The 6,283-nt window shown below is 38.2% G+C and carries 5 protein-coding genes; all 5 read right to left on the reverse strand.

Annotation, left to right across the window (positions count from 1 at the left end; genetic code table 11):
• Positions 1-408: 408 nt before the first annotated feature.
• A complete protein-coding gene (locus ACUTSE_RS17940) occupies positions 409-603 on the reverse strand; it encodes a cold-shock protein (RefSeq protein WP_002991706.1) in 195 nt (64 codons plus the stop codon).
• Between the two features lie 17 nt (positions 604-620).
• Positions 621-1,040, reverse strand: a complete 420-nt coding sequence (locus ACUTSE_RS17945) for a cold-shock protein (protein WP_006264932.1) — start codon at positions 1,038-1,040, stop codon at positions 621-623.
• Between the two features lie 1,238 nt (positions 1,041-2,278).
• Positions 2,279-2,908 carry a hypothetical protein gene (locus ACUTSE_RS17950; protein ID WP_445641246.1) on the reverse strand — a complete coding sequence of 210 codons (630 nt, stop codon included), beginning with the start codon at positions 2,906-2,908 and terminating at the stop codon, positions 2,279-2,281.
• 286 nt (positions 2,909-3,194) lie between these two features.
• Positions 3,195-3,935: a LytR/AlgR family response regulator transcription factor gene (locus ACUTSE_RS17955; protein WP_445641247.1), complete on the reverse strand. Its 741-nt coding sequence runs from the start codon at positions 3,933-3,935 to the stop codon at positions 3,195-3,197.
• A gap of 9 nt (positions 3,936-3,944) precedes the next feature.
• Positions 3,945-5,855 carry a histidine kinase gene (locus tag ACUTSE_RS17960; protein WP_445641248.1) on the reverse strand — a complete coding sequence of 637 codons (1,911 nt, stop codon included), beginning with the start codon at positions 5,853-5,855 and terminating at the stop codon, positions 3,945-3,947.
• Between the last annotated feature and the right edge of the window lie 428 nt (positions 5,856-6,283).

Genomic DNA, 6,283 nt, shown 5'->3' on the forward strand with positions numbered 1-6,283 from the left:
ATTGGTGAGAGGGTGAGATTGGTGAGAGGGTGAGATTGGTGAGAGGGTGAGATTGGTGAGGTGGTGAGATTGGTGAGAGGGTGAGGTGGTGAGAAGGTGAGAGAGGCTTTCTTTGTGAAGTTTGTCTCTTTAATCGATAAAACCCACGATTTCACAAACCTCACAAAGAGCAAACCTCACAAAGAACAAACCTCACAAAGAGCAAACCTCACAAAGAGCAAACCTCACAAAGAGCAAACCTCACAAAGAGCAAACCTCACAAAGAGCAAACCTCACAAAGAGCAAACCTCACAAAGAGCAAACCTCACCGCCCCACCCTTGAACCTCTTCCAATAAAAAAAGCCAATCAACATACATTGATTGGCTTTTTTTAATCATCTACGGGAAAACCGTAAAAGTTAGGTGTAATTATCTTACTCTTCTAACTTCAACTGCGTTTAATCCTTTTTTACCTTTTTCAACTTCGTAAGTAACTACATCGTTTTCACGAATGCGGTCAACTAAACCTGAAGTGTGAACGAAAATATCTGCTCCGTTATCGTCTGGTGTGATAAAACCAAATCCTTTAGTTTCATTAAAAAACTTTACTGTTCCTTGTTGCATAATGTATTAAAATTAATTTATTCTTTTTTAGCGGCATGTACTGCGCGTATTCCGTTTTTACTTTGTTCTAGCTTAAAGCTTATCTTTAATCCCTTTTCTAATGGGACACTTAATTCATTTTGGTGAAGAAAGATGCTTTCTCTTGTTTGAGAATCGATAACGAATGCATATCCTTTATCTGTTACATAGCTGATAATGCCTTCGTGTTCCTCTTGTGTAATCTTTTCGATCTTTACTGCTTCTTTTTTCTCTTGAGCAGCTTGTTCTTCCGGAGTAAGGTGGGTTAATTGTCCCATCTTATCCACGTAAACAAATAAATCCTCTAAATCCTTCCCTTTGTTGTTGTTTTGTTTACGCTCCTCGCGGCGTTTTAATTTTTCGTCTTGCTTTTGTTTTTTCTTTTTGTTGTTTTCTTTCTTAAAAAATGAGTCTGCCATTAATTGAATTATAAGTGAACAAATATTTGCGGTATTCGTTAGTTTGTAAATTGTTATCGTTTTGCAAACGATAAAGAAGAACACTTGATTATTAAATTAGTAGTCATCATTTAAATCGTTTCTATTGTTAGAAACGAGTGTGTGTTGCAAAGTTGTTTTGAAAAACCTACTTACTACGAATGAAAATAAAAAAATATTTATCCTTTGGTTGATAAATGCAAAAACAGTAGTAAAGGTTTGAAAAAAATAAACACAGTTTAGAGCTGTGGATGAAATTTACCAGGCTATACAATTTTGTTTAATTGCCAAAATCGAAGCAAAGGTAGAGTTTTTTTAATTAGCAACGGGTTTTTTAGTAAAAAGATTATTCTTTATTTAAGCGTTATTCCACAAAAAACAGACTTGATATAAGAATTTCAGCAATCAATGCCTGTTTTTCTTCCATTTCTTGACGTAAGAATGTGAAAAAAGAGCAGTTTACAAGATAAAATGAATGAACATTCTTACCTACAGATTTCTGGTTTAAGGAAAAATAGCCTGATAGAGAGAAATAAAAACAACTAGGATGTCGGGGGAAGGCGCAAATTATTTAAAAAATGGCGATGAGAAGGTGAGATGTAAAATCCCGTAGTGGCAAATGGCAATTTGCCAAGTAACAAGATAAATTATGGAAAAAAGGAGGTGAGAAGGTGAGATGTAAAATCCCGTAGTGGCAAATGGCAATTTGCAAGTAACAAGATAAATTATGGAAAAAAAGGAGGTGAGAAGGTGAGATGTAAAATCCCGTAGTGGCAAATGGCAATTTGCCAAGTAACAAGATAAATTATGGAAAAAAGAAGGCGAGAAGGTGAGATTGATGAGATTTGTTTTTTGGGAGGTTTGTGAAGTCGTAAGATTTATCGATTAAAGTACAAACCTCACAAAGAGCAAACCTCACAAAGCACAAACCTCACAAAGCCCATAAAAAAACGCGAGTATGTCAACCATCTCGCGTTTTTTAATTTGTAGTTTAGGTTATAGCACTCCCTAAACGTAAAAATTCTTTTTCAAAGTTTTTTTAAAATAAATTATAGATTGTAAAATAATGAGCAAAATAGGATGACAGATGATGGAGGAGTAAAAAAGCATAGACCTTACTAACTATTAGTCATTTACTGTAAACCGTTCACCGAAAACGGTTTACGATCAACCATCAGCTGTTCACCTTACACTTTAAGCAATAAACTGTAAACTGCGTCCTATCTCCATTCAAGTTCACCGTTCTCCAAAACGACAAACGTAAATTCATAGTAATTGGTTGTAGTTGATCGTTTATGCTGTCTAACACTTTCGCCTACTTTTTTAGCGTGAAGCGTTAGAGATTCTCTTATTTTGTTTTCTTTATCCGCTTTGAACGTATAGCGGTGTAAGATAAAATTGTTGTATGTTTCATCCGCGCCCTCAGGATATTCCTCCATAATAAGTGTAACCCCTTTCAAGAAATTCTCATTCATTTTGGCGTAATCAACATCCTTTAAGGTGAAGACTAGATCTTTTGATTTATGGGTAATTTGAGGCAAGCGCTTGATGTTTTGAGAAGCAAGTGTTTCCGATTTCTCTTGTAGTCCTTCTTTTAAGGCATATACTTGATGAAACTCTTCCTCGCCTTCCCAATAATCTACAGCAATAAATTGCAACCTCGTATCCAATGCAGGAGTGTATAAACTCAATTCACTCACGACCTTATCAGAAGGAAATGCTGTTTCAACCGCTGTTTGTAAAGCGGCTGCATTGTTTTCTCCCTGTAGGTGGATGGTTGACGAATCACTTCCACAAGAAACCGCTAACCAAGCGAAAATGGAACCCATTAAAAGAACTGATTTTCTCATTTTTATATTTTTAGTTTTCATAGCCATTTATCCATTAGTATAGCCTGCTATACTAGCTGTATGATGATTGAAGTAAGGAAGTAAACCAGAGAAAAATGGGGACTAAGTAGGTAACATTACAATAATTCTTCTTCCTCTGGGTATACGAAACGCTTACACGCCAATCGATCAACTTTTTCTTGGGTGCAAAGGTAAAGGGATAGACCAAAGAAGGAAGTGCTTCTTGATTTTCGTGCAGCTTGAATTAATATTCGCAGGAATTGAGGATTTTTTCGTTTACAGTGGACTAGGAGATGCGTTGAATATAAGCTAGAATCAATTCTTTCTTGCGTTCAGAAACTGGAATGTTGGTATGGTCCACTAATTCCAAGTAGCCCTCTTTGTAATACTTACTGATAAAAGCCGTATTCACTAAATACGATTGATGACAACGGATAAAATCCTCCGGTAACAACAAATCTTCATATTCTTTCAATACTTTCGATACCATGAGTTTTTCGCCATTTTGCAAGTAAAAAGTAGTATACCCTTTATCACTTTGCGCATACATAATCGATGCAATGGAAACAATTTGCGTAAAGTGAAACGTTTTTAATGCCAGGCGTTTTGGAGAAGCCGATGACTGCAGATGATCCATCGCCACTTGCAGCTGTACTTCTTCCACCTTTTGTGTAGATTTCTTTTGATAACAGCGCTCAATGGTCTGCGTAAACTCAATATCATCTACCGGTTTCAGTAGATAACCCAACGCACCAAGATTCAGCGCTTTAATCGCGTATTGACTATAAGCCGTGATGAAAATCAACTGCAGATTCGGATGGTGAACCTGTTGCAATAATTCAAAACTACAACCATCTTTCAACTGGATATCTGCCAGAATCAAATCGGGTTGTAAGGCTTTAATCTCCGGATAAGCCTTTGCTATGGTGTCCGAATACCCTACAAGTTGAAGGTACGGAATATCAACAACTAGAGCTAGGAGGTATTTTAAAATAGCAGCTTCGTCTTCAAGGATGTATACTTTCATAAGAGGAGATTAAGGATAAATAAGCGGTAAGCACAAGATCACTTCTACCCCAGAGGAAGAAGAGGTGTCTCGAATTTCGCGTAGCTTAAAAAATGCGCGTTGAGGCTGATCCTGAAACAAGACATCCAAACGCTCTTGCGTGATAATTTGGGAAAGCGATTGTTTTTTCGCTGTTTCCGTTATAGGCTGAAATCCACAGCCATTGTCGCGAATAACGATGAATAATTGTTGATCTCGTTGATCTAGGGTAAGCGTAAGCTCGCCTTGATAATCAATATGTTGAAAACCATGTTCAATCGCATTTTCAATAAAAGGTTGCAACAACATCGGAGGGATGAGTATATCGTCCACGGCTATATCTTCCGTATGAATGCTATAAGTGAATCGATTGCTATAACGCATCTGTTGCACTTGAAGGTAATTCTCAACGGCCTGCAAATCGTCCGATAAAGGAACAAAATCACGGCGATTCAGCTCTAAAATATGGCGAATCAACTTGGATAAAGCAATGAGGTAACGATTGGCTACCGCTTTATTCTCTTGGTTGATAAGCCCCTGTAAATTCGCAATAGCATTATAGATAAAATGCGGATTCAACTGCACCTGTAAGATGCGTTGTTCCAATTGCATTTTCTTGTTTTGAAGCGCCAAGTGCTTGTTTTTTTCCTGTAGCAAACGCTGGCGATACAGAATTAAACCATAGGATAATATCCCAATAATAAAAAAGACAACCAACCAGGTAATCCAACGTTGCTGTTGGAAGTTCTTTTGTTGGAGTTGAAAATTATCCTTTAAGGTAGAGATCTCTACATCCTTTTCCTTTGTTTGGTATTGCAGCTCTAACTCTTTTAGCTTATTTGCATTCATTCGCTCCTTTAGGCGCGTAACATGGGCAAAAGAAGAATCCAAGGCAAGTAAGGCTTGCTGATAATCCCCTTTGCGTTTATATACCGTACTCAATCCACCATAGAGGAGGTGCTGTTCTTTGATTTTCATCTGTTGCGCTACGGCAATCCCTTTCTTGTAGTAGAAAATAGCCGAATCCAGCTGATTGTTTCGTTCAAAACTAGTCGCTAAGTTGTTGTAAATAACAGGATTGATTTGGTTGATTTGTTCATTCACTTCAACGTAACGCTTGCTGCTTTTTAAAGCCTCATCATAGCGGCCAACCAGTGCAAAATAACGCGCTTCCATATCATAATACCGCGCTATGGCAATAGAATCCGTAGAATGCTGCAAGAGGCTCTTCAATTGAAGTAAAGCCTGATGTGTTTTCGTGCTATCCTCTAATTCTGCCGCCAATAAAAAAGAAATATCGTAATAACGAGATTGCGTGATGCGATGACCTTGAAACGGATGATGTTCAAAATGCAAGGTTGTATATTCCAATGCCTGTGGAATATCGCGATGCGTAAAATAAGCCTTAGCCAATAAATCATACAACTGATAATCCACGGGAGTAGGGCGTTGTTTCGCACTGTCGAGCTGCGCATAAAGCAAAGCCATAAAGTCGGAAGTAGCCACCCCCTGTTGCGTTAACTGTTGCTGTAGTTTAGTATAGGTTACCAGGCGTTTCCAAGAAAAGTCTAGCGTAGCGTAGTGGGTGAGTGCCGGTGCAAAATAAGGCGCAAAACTATCCGGTGCTTTGGCATAATAAAAAGGCAATCCCTCTAGGAAACGACCATAAGGCGAGGAAGTAAAGGCAGTATCTTGTTGATGAAGAAAAGCCGCAATATACTCCTTACGCGCTAAAGTCGGAATCGTATCTAAACTCAAGTAGAAATCCAAACTTTGTTTGATGCTCTGTTCCGTTACAGCAGTTGCTCGCCGTGGAGACGATTCAAGCGCTGGCCGTTTTGTACAGCTCAATACCAAAACAAGAACCAACACGAAAAAGTATGTATACCTAAATGAAACCATAAGAAAAGTAGGAGGTTATCCCTAAATCATTACTCTTTTTTAGCCCAGAACAAACGAGGTGATACCGATAACGCACCACGAGATGTTAAGACTATGCAAACATAATTCATAATTTTTAAAGGAGGAAGAGGTTTTTTGTGAGGGTTGTGAGGCGATGAGAGGGTGAGACGATGAGGAGGTGAGGAGGTGAGGGTGAGGGTGAGGGTGAGGGTGAGGGTGAGGGTGAGGGTGAGGGTGAGGGGGGTGAGATTCTTTAACCGAAGAGATTATCAAAAAAGCTTCTAGCAAAAAAACAAAAAAGCAATCTAGCAGATAATAGAAAACCAATTTACTTAAAAGCGTAAAACCTCTTTACAAAAGACAATTTACCCCCAACGTAAGTCAAATAAAGAGCGTCAAATGTTTGAAAAGGCTGTAAAAATAAAAGG

It is taken from the genome of Myroides sp. TSA_177.3 (assembly GCF_052691955.1).

Coding starts and splice junctions, on each gene's coding strand:
- ACUTSE_RS17940 (WP_002991706.1), bottom strand. CDS start 603: ATGCAACAAGGAACAGTAAAGTTTTTTAATGAAACTAAAGGATTTGGT.
- ACUTSE_RS17945 (WP_006264932.1), bottom strand. CDS start 1,040: ATGGCAGACTCATTTTTTAAGAAAGAAAACAACAAAAAGAAAAAACAA.
- ACUTSE_RS17950 (WP_445641246.1), bottom strand. CDS start 2,908: ATGAGAAAATCAGTTCTTTTAATGGGTTCCATTTTCGCTTGGTTAGCG.
- ACUTSE_RS17955 (WP_445641247.1), bottom strand. CDS start 3,935: ATGAAAGTATACATCCTTGAAGACGAAGCTGCTATTTTAAAATACCTC.
- ACUTSE_RS17960 (WP_445641248.1), bottom strand. CDS start 5,855: ATGGTTTCATTTAGGTATACATACTTTTTCGTGTTGGTTCTTGTTTTG.